The following is a 15,120-nucleotide window of genomic DNA, read 5'->3' as shown; positions in this document are numbered from 1 at the left end:
CTTCCCCAACCGGGGAGGGGCCCTCTTCGCGTTCCGGCGAGCGTGCGGGTCAGACCCGACCGGCCGCGGCGGCCAGGGCGCGCATGCCGTTCTCCAGGTCGGCCACGGTCGCCTCGGGGACCTCGTGGCCGCACACCCGGAGCCAGTTCGCGAGCATCCGGTGGCCGCCCTCGGTGAGCACCGACTCGGGGTGGAACTGGACGCCCTCGACCGGCAGCTCGCGGTGCCGCATCGCCATGACCACGCCGGAGTCGGTGCGGGCGGTGACCTCGAACTCGGCCGGGATGGTGTCCGGCAGCACGGTCAGCGAGTGGTAGCGGGTGGCGGTGAAGGGGCTGGGCACGCCGGCCAGCACGCCGGCGCCGTCGTGGTGCACGACGCTCGTCTTGCCGTGCAGCAGCTCCGGCGCGAGGTCGACCGTGCCGCCCCACACGGCGCCGATGGCCTGGTGGCCGAGGCAGACGCCGAAGAGCGGCACGCCGGTGTCCGCACAGCGGCGGATGACGTCCATGCTCCGACCCGCCTTGTCCGGCGTGCTCGGCCCGGGGCTGACCAGGACACCGCCCACGTCGCCGACCTCGTCGAGTCCGACCTCGTCGTTGCGGCGGACCACGCACTCGACCCCGAGCTGGGCGAGGTACTGGACCAGGTTGTAGACGAAGCTGTCGTAGTTGTCGACCACGAGCACGCGCATGCCTCCAGCGTAGCCGTGACGCACCTCTCGCCTGAAGTGAGCTTAGGCTCACCTAATCTTGAGGTATGAGTCGTTCCCTGCGCGTCGCCGTCGTCGGCGCCGGTCCCGCCGGCCTCTACGCGGCGGACAGCCTGATCAAGTCGGTGACCCCGGACACGGGGCGGGGCGTGAGCGTCGACATCTTCGAGAAGATGCCCGCCCCCTACGGCCTGATCCGGTACGGCGTCGCACCCGACCACCCCCGCATCAAGGGCATCGTCAACGCCCTCCAGCGCATCCTCGACCGGCCCGAGGTGCGGTTCTTCGGCAACGTCGAGTACGGCGTCGACGTGAAGCTCGACGAGCTGAAGCAGTTCTACGACGCGGTGGTCTTCTCCACCGGCGCCGAGAAGGACCGCCCCCTCGACATCCCCGGCATCGACCTCGACGGCTCCCACGGCGCGGCCGACTTCGTGTCCTGGTACGACGGGCACCCGGACGTACCGCGCACCTGGCCGCTGGACGCCCGCGAGGTCGCCGTGCTCGGCGTCGGCAACGTCGCGCTCGACGTGGCCCGCATCCTCGCCAAGGACGCCGACGAGCTGCTCGCCACCGAGATCCCCGACAACGTCCACGCGGGCCTCGCCGCGAGCCCCGTCACCGACGTGCACGTCTTCGGCCGGCGAGGCCCCGCGCAGGCCAAGTTCACGCCGCTGGAGCTGCGCGAGCTGGACCACTCGCCGAACGTCGAGGTCGTCGTGCACCCCGAGGGCATCGACTTCGACGCCGCGTCGATGGCCGCGATCCGGTCGAACAAGCAGGTCGAGATGGTCGTGAAGACCCTCCAGGAGTGGGCGATCCGGGACGTCGGCTCCCGACCGCGCCGGCTGCACCTGCACTTCCTCCAGGCGCCCGTCGAGGTGCTCGGGTCCGGCTCGGTCAGCGGGCTGCGCACCGAGCGGATGGAGCTCGACGGCGAGGGCGGCGTGCGCGGCACCGGCGAGTTCACCGACTGGCCCGTGCAGGCCGTGTACCGGGCCGTGGGCTACCTGTCGTCGCCCCTGGCCGACCTGCCGTTCGACCACTCGTCCGGGACCGTGCCGCACCGGGCGGGCCGCGTGCTCGACCTGGACGAGCGGCCGATGAGCGGCGTCTACGTCACGGGGTGGGTCAAGCGCGGCCCGATCGGCCTCATCGGCCACACCAAGGGCTGCTCGCTGGAGACCGTGACCAGCCTGCTCGCCGACGCGCCGGACCTGCGCGAGGCGCCCACCCGGTCCCCGGGGGCCGTGGTGCGGTTCCTGGAGGAGCGCGCCGTGCCGTTCACCACGAACGAGGGATGGTCGAAGCTCGACGCGCACGAACTGGCCCTCGGTGCCGCCCGCGGCCGCGAGCGCGTCAAGGTCGTCGACCGCGGCGAGATGACGGACGTCAGCCGGGGGTAGGTCCTACTGCGGGGTGGTGACGTTGTTGAACGGGAGCTTCGGCTCCGCCCACGGGAACACCACGAACATCAGCAGCGCCACCACCCCGGCGACCAGCACCAGGGCCTCCAGGACGCGCACGGGCAGCGGTCCCGGCAGGTGCCGCCAGATCCACCCGTACATCAGCTCTCCTTCATCTCTTCCGGCACGAACCCGGGCGCCTTCGGGTAGCTCATCGTCAGCACCGCGTGCACGATCAGCCGCTGCTTGTCCGAGAACTGCGGGTGGCACGTGGTGAGCGTCATCAGCGCCGCCTGCTGCGCGACCGGGACCTCGCCGGTGAAGTACGGGACCGGGCTGATCACCTCGCCCTGCGAGGGCAGCACGATCTCCTGGCCGACCGTCTTGTCGTACGGCGCGCCCAGCGGCGAGACCTTCTCGCAGCGGGGGATGGACTGGCGCTCGGCCCAGCCGGCCACCTCGTCGGACTTCGGCAGCATCCGGTAGACGAACCACTGCGCCTGCGTCTCGACCACGATGGCGTCGCACGAGTTCAGCAGGTCGAGGTCGTTGAAGGGGGCGCCCTTGCCGACCCGGTGGCCCGCGACCGAGAAGTTGCCGGGGTCGCCGGGGAGCGCGGTGCCCTTGTAGTGGCCGGGACCGATCTCCAGGTCCTTGTCCGTGGTGCCCTCGACGATCGAGAACTTGTAGTCCGGCCCGAAGACGGGGATGTACATCTTCGCGAACGCCTGGCCGTCCAGCAGGTCGTACTTGACCTGCCGCTCGGGGTCGACCTCGACCGTGTCGGCGTTCCACTGCTCGTCGAGCGCGACCGTGGCGTCGTCCTGCTTCCCGGCCGAGATGAGGTCGGTGACGTAGACCTCGTAGACCACGAACAGCAGGATCACCAGGCCCGCCGTGATCAGCAGCTCGCCGACCGCGCGGACGGACTTGCGGGCCGCGCTCTCCGGCGGGAGGGCCGGCCGGTCGACGGCTCCCCCGTCGTCCTCGTGGTCGTCTTCGTCGTCGTAGTAGTCGTCCTCGTAGTACTCGTCCTCGTACTCGTCCTGGTCGTCCTCGACTCGGGCGATGACCTCGGTGGGCGGGTCCACCGGTCGGGGGCGGGGAGGGGGGCGGCGGGCGCCCGGCGGCGGCGGGGGCAGGCTGCCGGAGAACGCGTTCGTGTACCGGGTGGCGTCGGCGTCCCGCGCGGGCCCGGGGCGCGCCCCCCCGGGCTGGACGGCACCGGGCTGAACGGCGCCGGGCTGAACGGCACCGGGGCGCGGTCCGCGCGGTCCGGGGCTGGGAACCCCGCCGGGGGGCGGACCGCCGCCGAGGCGGGCGCCCGGGTCTCCGGAAGGGGGTGTCCCGTACGGGGCGCGGCGACCGGCCGCACCGGCCCCGGGGTGGCCGAAGCCGGGGACCGGCGGGGCCGGAGGCCATTCGGATTGGCCCGGACGAGTGAATCCACCCGGCGGGGTCCGAGGGCGGTCCTGGGCACGCGGAGCCGGTCGGTCGAAGCCCTCGGGTGGGGTCGGGGGGCGTTCGGGCCCCCTGGCGCGGTCCGGGTGGGGGATGCCCGCCGGCGGGGTGCCGGGCCGCGCGAAACCACCCGGCGGGGTCGGGGGGCGGTCGAAACCCGCTGGTGGAGTGGGTGGCCGGCCGTGCCGGGCGCCCGGCGGGAGGTGCTCCCGGGGCGGTTGGTCCGGGTGGGGCGTGGGTCGTGGCGACCGGCCCGACGGGCCGCCTTGCGGCGGAGGCGGGTCGTAGCTCACCGGAAGACCTCCCGTGCCGAACGTTCCAGAACTACACGCCGCTTTAGCGACCTGCTTGGTTACGTTAACGTGTTCATCCAGCAGTGGTCGTGAACCCGCGCCACTGGAGACCTATCCACCCGTCAGGCGAGGACAGCATGCCCAAGTCCAAGGTCCGCAAGAAGGCCGTCTACACGGCGCCTGCCGATCGCCGCACCCCGGTGAAGGTCAAGGCAGCGGGGCCCTCACACCCGGTCTACATCGCCGTGATGCTCGGCTTCATGCTGCTGGGCCTCGCGTGGCTGGTGGTCAACTACATCGCGGGCGACAAGGTCCCGGTGATGATGGACCTCGGGTCCTGGAACTTCGGCATCGGTTTCGCCCTGATGATCGTCGGTCTGCTGATGACCATGAAGTGGCGCTGACCGGCGCCACGCCACGTGGCCGACGGCCCGGACGTGCACCACGTCCGGGCCGTTCCGCGTCCACCGTTCGTCCACTCCGCTCACCGGGGCGTCACCGAAGAACACCGCTGTAAGTCATCCCCAATGGGGACAACTCCTGTGGACAACTTTGCGCCTCATTGCACAAGCGCCGGTCCGGGCCTCCGGTTGTCCACAAGTACGGGAGACTCGGAAGCGTGAACCCACCCCGATCCTGGTCCCCGCAACCGGGGATGATCGGCCTCGCCTGGGGCTTGGCCGCCGTGTCGCTGCTGGTCACGATCCTCAGCTCGACCCCGATGACCCGCCTGTTCCTCGGGGTGGCCACGCTGCTGCTGCTGGCCGCCGCCGGGTACGGCACGTACGTCCGCCCCCGGCTGTCGGTGGACGATGCCGGCCTGACCGTGCGCACCCTGGGCGGCGCGCACCCGCTCCCCTGGCACGAGGTGAAGGTCCGCCTGGTGACGAACCGCCGCCTCGGCCGGGAGACGCCCACGCTGGAGCTGGACTGGCAGCGCGGTGAGGACGAGCAGCTGTTCGTCCTCACCCAACTGGACCTCGGCACGGACCCGCGTGACGTCGCCGACGTCCTGCACGCCCTGCGCCCCTGAATCCCTGCGCCCCTGAATCACCGGCCGGGCGTCAGAGCAGCTGCCCGGTCCGCACGAACACCAGCACCACCAGCAGCACGACGGCCCCGGCGATCACGACGGCCTGGTAGGTGTCCCGCTTCCGCGCGGGCGCGTAGACCAGCCCGGCGGTGAGCGCCGCGCCGATCACCAGGCCACCGAGGTGGCCCAGCAGCGAGATGCCGGGCAGCGTGAAGCTCAGCACCACGTTCAGGCCGATCACGCCGAGCGCGGGCCCGGGGCTGAGCTTGAGCCGCAGCACGGCCACCAGCATCGCGCCCATCAGGCCGTACACCGCGCCCGAGGCGCCCGCGACGGCCGACAGGGTCGCCCCGAACAGGTACACCGCGACACCGCCGCCGAGCATCGAGACGAAGTACACGGCGGTGAACCGGAGCCTGCCGAACACCGGTTCCAGGTCACGGCCCAGCACATAGAGCGCGATCATGTTGAGCGCCAGGTGCGCGGGCCCGAAGTGCAGGAACCCGGACGTGACGAGCCGCCACCACTCGTCCTCGATCGCGACGGCGGGCGTCCACATCACCAGCGCCTGGAACAGCGACGAGCCGCGCGCGTTGTCGACCAGGCTGCCCGACTGCACGGCGGTGATCACGAACATCAGCACGTTGACCGCGATCAGGAGCGGCGTGACCAGGGTCTTCGGGCCGGTGAGCTCCGCGCCGACGAACGTGCGGGCGGTGCGCGTGGTGCGCCTGCCCTCGTTCACGCAGTCGACGCACTGGTAGCCGACGGACGCCTCGCGCAGGCACTCCGGGCACGCCGGCCGTTCGCAGCGGGTGCACCGCAGGCCGGTGACCCGGTCGGGGTGGCGCGGGCAGGCCTCCTGGCCTGGCCGCGCCCCGATCGGGTCACCGGGCGGCGGGGTGATCGGCGAGTCGGCCACTCAGGCCCGCTCCACCGAGACCTTCTGGATGACGACGTCGGTGACCGGGCGGTCGCCGGCGCCGGTCGGCGCGGAGCCGATGGCGTCCACGACGTTGCGGGACTCCTGGTCGGCGACCTCGCCGAAGATCGTGTGCTTGAAGTTCAGCCACGTGGTGGGCGCGACCGTGATGAAGAACTGGGAGCCGTTGCTGTTGGGGCCGGCGTTCGCCATGGCCAGCAGGTACGGCTTGTTGAACTGGAGCTCCGGGTGGAACTCGTCGGCGAACTTGTAGCCGGGGCCACCGCGGCCGGTGCCCGTCGGGTCACCGCCCTGGAGCATGAAGCCCGCGATGACGCGGTGGAAGACCGAGCCGTCGTAGAAGGGGCCGGACTTCCCGCCCTTCGCGTTGGGGTCGGTGTAGGACTTCGTGCCCTCCGCCAGGCCGACGAAGTTCGCCACCGTCTTGGGGGCGTGGTCGGGGAACAGGTTGATGCGGATGTCGCCCTGCGAGGTGTGCAGGGTCGCCGTCACCTTGGTCCCGACGAACGATTCGTTGCTGTCTGCCACTACCCCATCGTGCCATCACCGGGCGCGGTGGTTGGGGAAGGGGCAGGATGGGTATTGCCTGGGGCATGACTGACCGACGGCTTCTGGAGCGCGACATGAACGAGGTGGACACCATGGCCCGGGTCGGGGAGCGTGCCGGGGAGTCGGTCGGCAAGGCAGTGCGCGCCGCTCGGCTCGGTGCCGTTCGTGCTGGTCACGCCAGTGCTGACGTCGCCGCGCAGCTCGCGGAGCGCGCCGAGGGCAAGCTCGCCGAGCGCGGCGTGACCCGGGACTACGTCCGCGGGGTCATCGCCGACAAGGCGGGCGTGCTGGTCGAGAAGGCCGAAGAGGTCGAGAAGTCGACCCGCCGCAGCCGCAAGCAGCTCGCGAAGAGGGCCAAGGGCGTCCGCAAGGACGTGGCGAAGGCCACGGAGCGGGCCCGCAAGGAGGCCAAGGTGCGCACGAAGGACGTGCGCAAGGCCGCCGAGCAGGCGCGCAGGGAGCTGGCCGCGGCGAAGGCCCCGAAGCACCGCCGGTGGCCGTGGGTCCTGGGCGTGTTCGCCGCCGCCGCGGTGGCGGGCTACCTCGCCCTGACCAAGCGCCCGCAGGAGGTGCACCTGGAGGAGGTCGTGGAACCCACGACCGACAGCGGCACCGACAGCGGCACCGAGACCGTGAGCGGCACCGTGAGCGCCACCGACGTCGGGACCGCGACGACCGCCAGGGCCACGGCGACCGCCACCGAGCCCGTGCGCGAGCACGCGGCCCGCAACGGCCAGATCTCCGACCGCAGCCGAAGCTGACCGAAGCGGCACCCGCGCCCGACCCGTTCACCGGGTCGGGCGCATCGCCGTGTCCGGCGCGGGCTAGAGGCCCAGGTTCGCCACGACCGCCTTGACGATCTGGCGGGCCTTGATCGTCTGCTTCTGGTTGCTGGTCACCACGACCGCGTCGCCGCCCTTCGCCACCGCGTACACCGCACCCGTGTCGGTGGACAGCGAGCCGCCCTCCCAGCCGGCGGGTTCCGCCGCGGGGTTGGAGTCGGCCACCGGCGTGGCGCGGTCCACCACGGCCTCCGCCGTCGCCGGGTCGCCGTGGAACACCCACACCGACAGCTGGACCTCGGTGCCGTCGGCGTAGAAGAAGCAGGCCGGGTCCGGCTGGTCGGCCGACAGCCTGACCTTGCGCACGATCTGCCCGTTGGCCTCCTGCACGACGGAGGTCCCCAGGTACGGGCACTGGCCGTCGCCGGTCGGCTCCGGCGCGGGGGGCGGGCCTGCGGGCGTGGTCGTCGTGACCGCCGCTGCGCTGCTGGTGGTCGCGGGTGTGGCCGCGGTCGGTCCGGCGGTGCCGCACGCGGCGAGCGCGCCGAGGACCAGCAGGGAGGGCAGGGCGGTGAGCAGCACTCGGTTCATAGGGCCGCCAGTCAACCAGAAGGTTCGACACTGTTTCGACAGGGTGACCATCTAGGCACACTGCGTCATCCCCGTTAGGTTGTCCTTACCCTGCCGGCCGCCCCTGCTGTGAAGGACTGAGTTCGCATGAACGTTCTTGACCGCGGTCGCGACCACGCAATCGCCGTGTTCCGGATCGTCGTCGGCGTGTTGTTCATGTGCCACGGCGCGCAGAAGTTGTTCGGCGTGCTGGGCTCGAAGGGTGCTGTGTCGATCACCGATTGGCCTGCCGGGCCGGCCGGGCTGATCGAGTTCGTCGGTGGCGCGCTGATCGTCATCGGCCTCGGCACCCGCGTCGCCGCGCTGATCTCGTCCGGGGCAATGGCCTACGCGTACTTCGTGGTGCACCAGCCCGCCGGGCTACTGCCCATCCAGAACAAGGGCGAGCTCGCCGCGGTGTACGCGTGGGTGTTCCTGCTGCTGGCGTTCACCGGTCCCGGCTCGTGGGCCGTGGACAAGGTGATCGCCTCTCGGCGCAGGCAGGAGCACACCCTCGTGAACGCGTAGCAGAGGCAGCACGTGGCCCGCACCCGGCAGCACCGGGTGCGGGCTTCGCTGTCGACGCCGCGCACCGGACCGGGGAACGCCGGCGGACCGGAACCACGAACGGCCCGCACTCGTGGAGTGCGGGCCGTCGAAGCGTGGAGACGAGGGGAATCGAACCCCTAACCCCCGCCTTGCAAAGGCGGTGCTCTGCCAATTGAGCTACGTCCCCCTCACGAGGGGCGGCAGATGGGACCGCCCTCGCGGGTCAGGCGGTGGGAGCCGTGGCCTCGCGCCACAGGTCCGCGTCGGCCTTCGCCGAGCGGTTGCGCTTGACGAAGAACAGGACCGCACCAGCGACTGCAACGAGTGCGATGATCTTCTTCACGGCGATTCCCCTCTGCGATGCCGTAGAACTTCCGGTGGGCCTAGGAGGACTCGAACCTCCGACCTCTTCGTTATCAGCGAAGCGCTCTAACCGTCTGAGCTATAGGCCCTTGGGGCAACGACGAGAACCTTACAACACGTCCCGCCGCGGCCCCAAATCGGGTCACTCCCTCTCGGAGAGGGTCACTTCCAGGCCGCCCGCGAGGTCGGCCGACACGTTGTAGACGAACGAACCGACGGTCGCGAGCGCCGTGAACAGCACGATGTTCACGGCGCCCACGATGGCCGCCACGCCGAACACGCGACCCGCGCTGATCAGCGGGTCACCGCTCGGCTCGTTGCCCTGGAGCAGGTCGTTGGCGGTGTTGTTGATCTTGTCCCACACGCCCATGCCGTTCAGCACGCCGTACAGCACGCCGACCGCCACCAGCCACACGAAGAACAGCGCCACGCTCAGCACCAGCGCGAGCTTCAGCACCGACCACGGGTCGACCCGCTTGACCTGGAGGCTCGCCCGCCGGGGCCCGCGACCGGGGCGGCGGGACGACGCCGACCCCGTACCGGCCGGCCGGCCGTTCTGCCCGAGGTTCACCTGCGTGCGCGCCCCGCCGGGGGCGGCCGAACCGGGCACCACCGGTCGGGCGACCGCGACCGTGTCCGGGTCGTTCGCCGGGTACCCCGGCGACGGCACCTCGGTCGTCCGCTGCTCCGGCGGGGCGATCAAGTCGGCCGGACCGACCTGCTGCGCCTCGCCGTACTGCTGGTCGCTCGTCACCCTCGCCCACGGCGGGGGCGCGGCGGTGTGGTGGTCGTCCTTCTCCTGCGCCCTGTCCGGGGCGCCCTTGCCGTCCGCCGCGCCCGACGGCGTCTCGGACTGCTCGGACACCTCCGAGGCGGCGACCGCCGGCTTCTCGGCGCCCTCGGCCGGCTTCGGCTCCACGCCGGGCCGGGTGATCACCGCGGTCTTGTCCTCTGGCTTCTCGGGTGGGGTCACGAGCAGTCCTCAACCTCTCGTTCGCGCGCTAGTTGGCAGGTCCGGCCTGCTCGTCGTCGGTCCCGTCGACGGCGGCGTCGACGGCGGTGTCGGTGGTGGTGGAACCGCTGTCGACGGGACCGGTGTCGGGGTTCCCGTCCACCGGGTCGGCCGAGCGGACCTCGTCACCAGTGGGGACGTCCACGGACTCGTCGGCGTTGCGCGCCACCGCGATCAAGGTGGTCCCCTCGCCGAGGTTCATCAGCCGAACGCCCTTCGTCTGCCGACCGGCCTTGCGCACCTCCTTGGCGCTGGTCCTGATGACCCCGCCGGAGGAGGTGATGGCGTACAGCTCGTCATCGACGTCGACGATGAGCGCGCCCACAAGCCTCCCACGCCTGCGGTCGTGCTGGATTGTCAGCACACCCTTGCCACCTCGCCCCTGCACCGGGTAGTCCTCGATCGGAGTGCGCTTGGCGTACCCACCGTCAGTGGCCACCAAAACAAACAGACCCTCTTGGACGACACCCACCGAGAGCAGCTCGTCGCCGGTGTTGAAGCGCATGCCCAGCACGCCCGAGGTCGCCCGGCCCATCGGGCGCAGCGCCTCGTCGCTCGCGTGGAACCGGATGGACTGCCCGTCGGCCGAGATCAGCTGGAGGTCGTCCTCCGCCGAGCACAGCACCGCGCCGACCAGCTCGTCGTCGTCGCGCAGGTTGATGCCGATCAGGCCGCCGGACCGGTTCGAGTCGAAGTCGGACAGCTTCGACTTCTTGACCAGGCCCTTCTTGGTGGCGAGCACCAGGTACGGCGCGACCCCGTAGTTCTTGATCTGGATGACCTGGGCGATCTCCTCCTCCGGCTGGAACGCCAGGAGGTTCGCCACGTGCTGGCCGCGGGCGTTGCGGTTGGCCTCGGGCAGCTCGTACGCCTTGGCCCGGTACACCCGGCCCTTGTTGGTGAAGAACAGGATCCAGTCGTGCGTCGAGCACACGAAGAAGTGCTGGACGATGTCGTCCTGCTTGAGCTGGGCGCCCTGGACGCCCTTGCCGCCGCGCTTCTGCGAGCGGTACAGGTCGGTCTTCGTGCGCTTCGCGTAACCCGTGCGGGTGATCGTGACGACGACGTCCTCGACCGCGATGAGGTCTTCCATCGACACGTCGCCGTCGAACGGCACGATCCTGGTGCGCCGGTCGTCGCCGTGCTTCTCGACGATCGCCAGCAGCTCCTCGCGCACGATGGCGCGCTGCCGCTCCGGCTTGTCCAGGATGTCCTGGAGGTCGGCGATCTCCAGCTCGATCTCGGCCAGTTGGTCGATGATCTTCTGCCGCTCCAGGGCCGCCAGGCGGCGGAGCTGCATCTCCAGGATCGCGTTGGCCTGGAGCTCGTCGACCTCCAGCAGCTCCATCAGGCCCGTCCGCGCCAGGTCGGGCGTCGGCGACCGGCGGATCAGGGCGATCACCGCGTCGAGCTGGTCGAGCGCCTTGACCAGGCCGCGCCACAGGTGGGCCCGCTCCTCGGCCTTGCGCAGCCGGAAGCGGGTGCGCCGGACGATGACCTCGATCTGGTGCTTCACGTAGTGCCGGATCATCTGGTCCAGGCGCAACGTGCGCGGGATGCCGTCGACCAGCGACAGCATGTTCACGCCGAACGAGTACTGCAACTGGGTGTGCTTGTAGAGGTTGTTCAGCACGACCTTGGCCACCGCGTCGCGCTTGAGCGTGATCACGATGCGCATGCCGATGCGGCGGTTCGTCTCGTCGGCGATGTTCGCGATGCCGGTGAGCTTCTGGTCGCGGACCAGGGTGGCGATGTTCTCCACCAGGTTGTCCGGGTTCACCTGGTACGGCAGCTCGGTGACGACCAGGATCGTGCGGCCCTTGGCGTCCTCGTCGATCTCGACGACCGCGCGCATCTTCACCGAGCCGCGGCCGGTGCGGTAGGCGTCCTGGATGCCGGAGTTGCCGAGGATCAGGCCGTGGGTCGGGAAGTCCGGCCCCTTGATCCGCTCGATCATCGCCTCCAACGTCTCCTCGTCGGAGGCGTCGGGGTTGTCCAGCGCCCAGAACACGCCGTCCGCGACCTCGCGCAGGTTGTGCGGCGGGATGTTGGTGGCCATGCCGACCGCGATGCCCGCGCTGCCGTTGATCAGCAGGTTGGGCACGCGCGACGGGAGGACCGTCGGCTCCTGGATGCGACCGTCGTAGTTGTCGCGGAAGTCGACGGTGTCTTCCTCGATGTCGGCCAGCATCTGCATGGCCAACGGGGTGAGCCGGCACTCCGTGTAACGCATCGCGGCGGCCGGGTCGTTGCCCTGGGAGCCGAAGTTCCCCTGGCCGTCGATCAGCGGGTACCGCAGGGCCCACGGCTGGGCCAGGCGGACCAGCGCGTCGTAGATCGCCGAGTCGCCGTGCGGGTGGTAGTTGCCCATCACGTCGCCCACGACGCGGGCGCACTTGTTGTAGCTGCGGTCCGGGCGGAAGCCGGAGTCGAACATCGAGTACAGGACGCGCACGTGCACGGGCTTGAGGCCGTCGCGCACGTCGGGCAGCGCTCGTCCGACGATCACGCTCATCGCGTAGTCGATGTACGAGTTCTGCATCTCCTGCTGGATGTCCCGCAACTCCGTGCGGTCCCCCCCGGTCGCCGGGGGCAGCGTCGTCTCGCTCACAGTTCTTCTTCCTTAGGGCAAGCCAGCGGGGTCGGGGCGGGGACGGTCAGACGTCGAGGAACCGCACACCCTTGGCGTTGCGGGTGATGAACGAGCGGCGGGCTTCCACGTCCTCGCCCATCAGCACGCTGAACAGCTCGTCGGCGGTGGCGGCGTCGTCCATGGTCACCTGGAGCAGCACCCGGTGGGCCGGGTCCATGGTCGTCTCCCACAGCTCGGAGGCGTTCATCTCGCCTAGGCCCTTGTAGCGCTGGATGTTGTCGTCCTTGCCGATCTTCTTGCCGGCGGCGAGGCCGGCCTGGACCAGGCCGTCGCGCTCGCGGTCGGAGTAGGCGTACTCCGGGTCCGCGCGCTGCCACTTGATCTTGTAGAGCGGCGGCTGCGCGAGGTACACGTGGCCGTGCTCGATCAGCGGGCGCATGAAGCGGAACAGCAGGGTCAGCAGCAGGGTGCGGATGTGCTGGCCGTCGACGTCGGCGTCGGCCATCAGCACGATCTTGTGGTACCTCAGCTTGGCGAGGTCGAAGTCCTCGTGGATGCCGGTGCCGAACGCGGTGATCAGCGACTGGACCTCGTTGTTCTTCAGCACGCGGTCGATGCGCGCCTTCTCCACGTTGATGATCTTGCCGCGGATCGGCAGGATCGCCTGGAACATGGAGTCGCGGCCCTCCTTGGCCGAGCCGCCCGCGGAGTCGCCCTCCACGACGTAGATCTCGCACTCCTCCGGGTTGGTGGAGCGGCAGTCCTTGAGCTTGCCGGGCAGGCCGCCGATGTCGAGGGCGCCCTTGCGGCGCACCAGTTCGCGGGCCTTGCGGGCGGCGATGCGGGCCTGCGCGGACGACACCGACTTGGTGACGATCGTCTTCGCCTCGTTCGGGTGACGCTCGAACCAGTCGGCCAGGTGCTCGTTCGTCGACTTCTGCACGAACGACTTGGCCTCGCTGTTGCCCAGCTTGGTCTTCGTCTGGCCCTCGAACTGCGGCTCCTTGAGCTTGACCGAGATGATCGCGGCCAGGCCCTCGCGGATGTCGTCGCCGGTGAGGTTCGAGTCCTTCTCCTTGAGCAGCTTCTTGTCGCGCGCGTACTCGTTGACCACGCGGGTCAGCGCGGCGCGGAAGCCCTCCTCGTGGGTGCCGCCCTCGTGCGTGTTGATCGTGTTGGCGAAGGTGTAGACCGAGGGCGTGTAGCCGGTGTTCCACTGCATCGCGACCTCGACCTCGAGGTCCTCGCCCTTCGCCTCGAACGAGACGACCTTCTGGTGGACGGCCTCGCGCGTGTGGTTGATGTGGCGGACGAAGTCCTCCAGACCACCGGGGTAGTGGAAGACGCGCTCCTTCACCGCGGCCACGTGGCCCTCGGCGTCGGCCTCGGCGTCGGCGTCCACCACGCGCTCGTCGCGCAGGATGATCGTGAGGCCCTTGTTCAGGAAGGCCATCTCCTGGAGGCGGCGCGAGATCGTCTCGATGTTGTACTCGGTCGTCTCGAAGATCTCCGGGTCCGCCCAGAAGGTGATCGTCGTGCCGGTCTCGTCGGTCGCCTCGCCCTTGGTGAGCTCGTGGGCGGGCTTGGTGTTCTCGAAGCGCTGGTTCCACGTGAAACCGTCGCGCTTGACCTCGACGTCGACCGCGGTGGACAACGCGTTCACCACGGAGATGCCCACGCCGTGCAGGCCGCCGGACACCGCGTAGGAGTCGCTGTCGAACTTGCCGCCGGCGTGCAGCTTGGTGAGCACGACCTCGAGCGTCGGCCGCTTCTCCACCGGGTGCATGGCCACCGGGATGCCGCGGCCGTCGTCGATGACCCGGACGCCGCCGTTGGCCAGCAGGGTCACGTCGACCACGGTCGCGTAACCGGCCATGGCCTCGTCGACGGAGTTGTCCACGACCTCCTGGATCAGGTGGTGGAGACCGCGCTCGCCGGTGGACCCGATGTACATGCCGGGCCGCTTGCGAACCGCCTCCAGCCCTTCCAGGACGGTGATCGAGGACGCGCTGTACTCATTCTTGGCTGCCACGGGCCTGGTGTCTCCTCGGACTTCACGCGACTGGGTACCGTCGCCGGGCGACGCTGGGTTGCGCTACCCCACGATTCTACCGGCGAGGACCGACAGAAACCCACTTAGGACACCCCTGGTTTCCTCACAGGCGGCCCGAAGTGAAGTCCGGTGGGTACGGACGGCTGTCGCCGGGGTGAAAATCGGCTGCTGAGCGCTCACCGCGCCACAGGATCGCCGCTGCGGACCTGGGGGGCATCACCCGTAGGTGTCACGCGGCCCTCGGCCTGGGGCGTGCCTGGGGCCGAAGCGCCAGTTGGGCGCCGCCGGGCCCTGCACCTTCAGGCTGGTCACGACGCCGTTGCCGACGCCCGCCGCGATGCGCTTGATGAGCTCGCGCTGGAGCAGCCGCAGCTGGGTCGCCCACGCCGTCGAGTCGGCCTGCACGGTCAGCTCGCCGTTCTCGAACGCGACCGGCCGGGCGTGCTCGGCCAGCTCCTCCCCCACCAGCTTCGGCCAGCGCGCGAACACCTGGCCGCCCGCCAGCCGCTCCACCCAGCCCCGGTCGGCGGCGATCCGCGCGGCCAGCCTGCCGAGGGGCTGCGGGTCACGGTCGTCCGGGCCCGGTCCCGACCAGCGGCGCCTGCGCCGACGCCCGGTGGCGCCGGCCGCGCCCTTCCGGACACCCCGCACGCCGCGTTCCTTGGCCGACGCACGGGCGGCTTCGAGCGCGGCCCGTGCCAGGTCCGACCCCCGCAGTCCACCCGATCCAGCGACTTCAGCTGTGGACATGTCCGGATTCGT

The 15,120-nt window shown here is 70.4% G+C and carries 15 protein-coding genes, 2 tRNA genes and 1 pseudogene; 5 read left to right on the top strand and 13 right to left on the bottom strand.

What is annotated here, in order from left to right:
- Positions 1-49: 49 nt before the first annotated feature.
- The gene (locus J2S66_RS28960) at positions 50-694 is read right to left on the bottom strand and encodes an aminodeoxychorismate/anthranilate synthase component II (protein WP_310310608.1); all 645 of its coding nucleotides are present in this window, start codon (positions 692-694) and stop codon (positions 50-52) included.
- Positions 695-759: 65 nt separating this feature from the next.
- On the opposite strand from J2S66_RS28960, the gene J2S66_RS28955 reads away from it, so the two are divergent.
- A complete protein-coding gene (locus J2S66_RS28955; protein ID WP_310310606.1) occupies positions 760-2,118 on the top strand; it encodes an FAD-dependent oxidoreductase in 1,359 nt (452 codons plus the stop codon).
- Positions 2,119-2,121: 3 nt separating this feature from the next.
- Here J2S66_RS28955 and J2S66_RS28950 read toward each other — a convergent pair whose 3' ends face one another.
- Both J2S66_RS28950 and J2S66_RS28945 read right to left on the bottom strand, forming a co-directional pair.
- Positions 2,122-2,280, bottom strand: a complete 159-nt coding sequence (locus J2S66_RS28950) for a hypothetical protein (RefSeq protein WP_170185175.1) — start codon at positions 2,278-2,280, stop codon at positions 2,122-2,124.
- Entirely contained in the window at positions 2,280-3,209 is a 930-nt protein-coding gene (locus tag J2S66_RS28945) for a class E sortase (protein WP_310310602.1), read from the bottom strand. The genes J2S66_RS28950 and J2S66_RS28945 overlap by 1 nt, the downstream gene beginning before the upstream one ends.
- An 800-nt stretch (positions 3,210-4,009) precedes the next feature.
- On the opposite strand from J2S66_RS28945, the gene crgA reads away from it, so the two are divergent.
- A complete protein-coding gene (gene crgA, locus J2S66_RS28940; RefSeq protein ID WP_306744149.1) occupies positions 4,010-4,276 on the top strand; it encodes a cell division protein CrgA in 267 nt (88 codons plus the stop codon).
- Between the two features lie 215 nt (positions 4,277-4,491).
- Positions 4,492-4,905 carry a PH domain-containing protein gene (locus tag J2S66_RS28935; protein WP_310310599.1) on the top strand — a complete coding sequence of 138 codons (414 nt, stop codon included), beginning with the start codon at positions 4,492-4,494 and terminating at the stop codon, positions 4,903-4,905.
- A gap of 31 nt (positions 4,906-4,936) precedes the next feature.
- On the opposite strand, the gene J2S66_RS28930 is transcribed toward J2S66_RS28935, so the two are convergent.
- Entirely contained in the window at positions 4,937-5,827 is an 891-nt protein-coding gene (locus J2S66_RS28930) for a rhomboid family intramembrane serine protease (RefSeq protein WP_310310597.1), read from the bottom strand.
- On the bottom strand, positions 5,828-6,376 hold the full coding sequence (locus J2S66_RS28925; protein WP_306744146.1) for a peptidylprolyl isomerase: 549 nt from the start codon (positions 6,374-6,376) through the stop codon (positions 5,828-5,830).
- Between the two features lie 65 nt (positions 6,377-6,441).
- Here J2S66_RS28925 and J2S66_RS28920 point away from each other — a divergent pair, with 65 nt between their 5' ends.
- Positions 6,442-7,158 carry a hypothetical protein gene (locus J2S66_RS28920; protein ID WP_310310595.1) on the top strand — a complete coding sequence of 239 codons (717 nt, stop codon included), beginning with the start codon at positions 6,442-6,444 and terminating at the stop codon, positions 7,156-7,158.
- Between the two features lie 63 nt (positions 7,159-7,221).
- Here J2S66_RS28920 and J2S66_RS28915 read toward each other — a convergent pair whose 3' ends face one another.
- Positions 7,222-7,770 (bottom strand): DUF2020 domain-containing protein, encoded by a 549-nt coding sequence (locus J2S66_RS28915; protein WP_310310593.1) that lies wholly within the window; start codon positions 7,768-7,770, stop codon positions 7,222-7,224.
- A 126-nt stretch (positions 7,771-7,896) separates the two neighbouring features.
- On the opposite strand from J2S66_RS28915, the gene J2S66_RS28910 reads away from it, so the two are divergent.
- Positions 7,897-8,316, top strand: coding sequence for a DoxX family protein (locus J2S66_RS28910; RefSeq protein ID WP_306744143.1), 420 nt, complete (start codon positions 7,897-7,899; stop codon positions 8,314-8,316).
- Between the two features lie 135 nt (positions 8,317-8,451).
- On the opposite strand, the gene J2S66_RS28905 is transcribed toward J2S66_RS28910, so the two are convergent.
- The 7 genes and pseudogenes from J2S66_RS28905 to J2S66_RS28875 form a co-directional block, all read right to left on the bottom strand.
- Positions 8,452-8,524, bottom strand: a tRNA-Ala gene (locus tag J2S66_RS28905).
- A gap of 42 nt (positions 8,525-8,566) precedes the next feature.
- Positions 8,567-8,680: pseudogene (locus J2S66_RS28900) on the bottom strand (DLW-39 family protein); the annotation flags it as partial.
- Positions 8,681-8,715: 35 nt separating this feature from the next.
- Positions 8,716-8,789: transfer RNA gene (locus tag J2S66_RS28895), tRNA-Ile, on the bottom strand.
- Between the two features lie 53 nt (positions 8,790-8,842).
- On the bottom strand, positions 8,843-9,673 hold the full coding sequence (locus J2S66_RS28890; RefSeq protein ID WP_310310590.1) for a DUF3566 domain-containing protein: 831 nt from the start codon (positions 9,671-9,673) through the stop codon (positions 8,843-8,845).
- A gap of 28 nt (positions 9,674-9,701) precedes the next feature.
- The gene (gyrA, locus tag J2S66_RS28885) at positions 9,702-12,323 is read right to left on the bottom strand and encodes a DNA gyrase subunit A (protein WP_310310587.1); all 2,622 of its coding nucleotides are present in this window, start codon (positions 12,321-12,323) and stop codon (positions 9,702-9,704) included.
- A gap of 46 nt (positions 12,324-12,369) precedes the next feature.
- Positions 12,370-14,337: a DNA topoisomerase (ATP-hydrolyzing) subunit B gene (gene gyrB / locus J2S66_RS28880; protein ID WP_310310585.1), complete on the bottom strand. Its 1,968-nt coding sequence runs from the start codon at positions 14,335-14,337 to the stop codon at positions 12,370-12,372.
- A gap of 237 nt (positions 14,338-14,574) precedes the next feature.
- Entirely contained in the window at positions 14,575-15,108 is a 534-nt protein-coding gene (locus tag J2S66_RS28875) for a DciA family protein (protein ID WP_310310583.1), read from the bottom strand.
- Positions 15,109-15,120: the final 12 nt, after the last annotated feature.

Source organism: Saccharothrix longispora (assembly GCF_031455225.1).
Classification (GTDB): Bacteria; Actinomycetota; Actinomycetes; order Mycobacteriales; family Pseudonocardiaceae; genus Actinosynnema; species Actinosynnema longispora.
Note: the sequence above shows the minus strand (reverse complement) of the source record. Positions and strands in the feature narration are given on the sequence as shown.